2 protein-coding genes and 1 pseudogene are annotated in these 3,013 nt (G+C 55.3%); all 3 read right to left on the bottom strand.

Translation table 11 applies throughout. From position 1 onward, the window contains the following. Positions 1-132: 132 nt before the first annotated feature. Positions 133-1,170 carry a hypothetical protein gene (locus H9X86_RS11770; protein ID WP_204901694.1) on the bottom strand — a complete coding sequence of 346 codons (1,038 nt, stop codon included), beginning with the start codon at positions 1,168-1,170 and terminating at the stop codon, positions 133-135. A gap of 22 nt (positions 1,171-1,192) precedes the next feature. Next, the gene (locus H9X86_RS11765) at positions 1,193-2,410 is read right to left on the bottom strand and encodes a hypothetical protein (protein WP_204901693.1); all 1,218 of its coding nucleotides are present in this window, start codon (positions 2,408-2,410) and stop codon (positions 1,193-1,195) included. After that, positions 2,403-3,013 (bottom strand): annotated as a pseudogene (locus H9X86_RS11760) (DUF4314 domain-containing protein); the annotation flags it as partial. The pseudogene H9X86_RS11760 and the gene H9X86_RS11765, both read right to left, overlap by 8 nt.

Raw genomic sequence — 3,013 nt, 5'->3', positions numbered from 1 at the left:
ATAGGCCAATACCTGTTGTTCTCGCATCATTGTTCCTTTCCGGGGCCATACCCGAACAAGGAGCAACAAAAAAGCAGGAGCCGTGTCCCTTTCGGGTACGGCCCCTGTAGCGCATACGCTGTTTGATTTTCCTTATTGCATGGACATGGTTTTCTCCATATCCGGCTGACTGTACTCATAGACCGGCTTCATGCCGTTCCAGGATACGAAGCCGAATTCCGTGGCGGTCAGGTCCATGTTCTTCATCCTCTGATTGGCATAGCCCTCCGCATCAAAGCAGGAGGCGAGCAGTTCGTCCTTGGGGTAGATGCCGTCCTGCTTTGCCAGTGTTTTGCCGTAATCCGCAAGATCCATGCCACGGGGCATGAAGTGATAGCAGTGGAGGTTTTGTGCCAGGTCCAGGGCGTGATCCAGACGGTGGCAGTCCTCCAGTTCCATGACTGCCTGCCACTTGTCCAGCCAGTGGCGTTCTCCCTGGCCCTGTTCTGCCCAGGCGCAGCCGAAGTCGATGGCATGGCGGACAAGCTCCCCGGCGCTGGCGTACTGGGAAGGAATGTTCGTCAGCTGGGGGAGACAGCAGTCCACATCCACGGCAATGCACTCAGCCAAGGTGTCCACCTCCAGTGCGTCCATTGCCAGAAGAAGTTCGTCCGGGTGGGTGGCGTCCATATACTCGCCGGTGTCCGGGAATCCAACCCATACACCGTTCATATGGGAGCGGCTGGCCAGCTTGACCCGAATGCCATAGTCACCTTTGTTGGGGTTCAGCGTCGGGTTGCCATCCGGGGACAGAGTGATGGGAGAGGTGACCTGGATGAAGTGTCCATCGCAGAAGGTGTTCCTGCTCTTCTGGCGGTAAGCTGCACCCACTTTCTCCGGGTCGAGAAACGCACGGGCCTGCGAGGAGGAGGGGTATACCTGCTCCATGATGAACTTGCCCAGCTGAATATCATCCCCAGCACCGTAGAACAGGTCGTAGTGATCCAGTTGATTGACGATGAGTACCACATCGGAAGTCATCTGGGGCCGCTCGATCTGCATAGCTCCACGAAACAGCAGGGCCTCTTTGACCGTCATGTTTTCAAACCGCTGTTCCAGCCAGTCATGTTGGGAGCTGGTCATTTCAAAGCCATCCAGCAAGTCGAAGAGTTCAGAGTGTCGAACGTTCACTTGCATCATCTCCATTCCGATTTTATCCAAGTTCCATCCCTCTCATCCGCGGCTCCAGTTCCTGCTGTCCGATAGTTTGAATGGGCTGCCCATCCCGGCGTTTGAGCAGGCCATACTCAGTCTGAATACTGTTGCGGGAGGCCAGAAGTGCCTGCCCATAGGTGTGAAGATTGATATGAGGTCGAATCAGTTTGGCATCCTCTTTCGTAAGCGCATTGGCCAGTTCCTCTTCCGCAGCATCTTCAGGAGATGCAATGCCCGAAGAGAGGATGTGTTCATCAAGCTGCTCTGCCAGAACCAGTGCGTCCTCAATATGTTGGCACTCCGTGGCCGCTATGAGCGCCTTGTAGACGGGGAGGTTTTTGGCCGACATTTGGGCAAGCACATCTCCCAGTCGTTCGATGGTTTCGAAGGGTACTGCGCTGGTGATATGCTCCGCCAATTGCGGAACTTTGCAGTCCATGCAGGTACACTCAACTGCACCCCAGTCAACATAGCCCAGACAACGCACTGCCATTTCCAATGTGTTGTTTTCAGCAGGGAGTTTCAGGTCCACGACATCGGTTCTGGTGAAGGGAAGGTCGTCATGGTGCGCCACCAGCCGTAGATGGATTGTATAGTTTGGCTCGACAGGCTGGCATAGAGTAATTTCCGGCGCCGATTTCAGGTCGGAGTGTTGGACCACATAGCCGCCCAAGTCAGACAGCCCGCTTGGCACATATACGCCACCTTCGCCCATGCGTGCCATTTTTCCGACTTTCTCAAAGTCCAGAAGTTCAAATGCTGCATTTGACAGCCCTTCTACTTCTGGCACAAACCCATTTTCTGCATAAAATCGACCCAACTGTCCATCAGACACGACTGTTTCCATCACATGGCAGCAGTCCACACTTTCCGCCAGATCCCGAAGGCGTTTCAGCGTGATGGGGTCCTGTTTCTTGAGATCCACCCGCACCAGCCCGTCGAAAGCGGTATGCTGTATCTCATTCAGGCTGGAGAGGCGTTCTGCCAGATCGTTCAGCTCCAGCAGGTTTGTCGATGAACAGGTAAGGCAGGAGCGCAGCACCTCAAAATCATGATAATTTGTAACCTCCAAATATAAGGAATCTCCCTCCGGGAGCCGCACCTTGTCCAGCGCGTCCAACAGCTCCCATGGGCTGGCCGGAAGCTCCAGCTTGGCATAGGCCAATTTGCTGTAGTCTGTGGGTGTCAGATAGACGCTAAAAAGTTTTTCATCCAAGGGTCATCCCCCCTGTCTGGTGGTTGTAATCTTCCTGGTACTTGGCAGGGTCTGCGCCGGGGGCATCCCAGCCGCACATACTGCCCACCTCCATGGCCTGTCTCTGCCACATATCTACGCCAAGGTGCTCATTGAGCTGGTCGGCCAGTTCCACATTCCGCTTTTTGTCGCCGGTATCCCACTCCGAGGGGTGGTAGCCGGTTTCACCTCGCTTGATGCAGATCAGCTGGCCCGTAGTGGGCAGGGTGGAGTAGCACATCTCCGGCAATCCCTCTGCCAATTTGGGGGAGAAGCGCTCCTCCTCCGTCTGAATACTCCAATCGTCGAAGCTCCACAGATGGACATACAGCTCGTCTTCACCAATGCAGATATCCCGCTGCTCAAATCCTTCGCCCCAGCCATCCGATGCCTGTCCAGAGATGTACTCCTTCAGGTTGGACAGTTCCACCGGAGTAAGGGCCCCTGCAACACGGCATTCCGCAACACCCCAGAGTTGGCCGTTTCGATCCTCGACCGTGAACACAGCGGACTGGACTTTCCGGTTGACGCTGTCATCTTCGCTGTACCAGTGCATCAGCCCACGCTCCGTTTCTTCCGGCATAC

The organism is Pseudoflavonifractor capillosus, assembly GCF_016902575.1.
In the GTDB taxonomy this organism is placed as follows: Bacteria; Bacillota; Clostridia; order Oscillospirales; family Oscillospiraceae; genus Enterenecus; species Enterenecus capillosus_A.
Note: the sequence above shows the minus strand (reverse complement) of the source record. Positions and strands in the feature narration are given on the sequence as shown.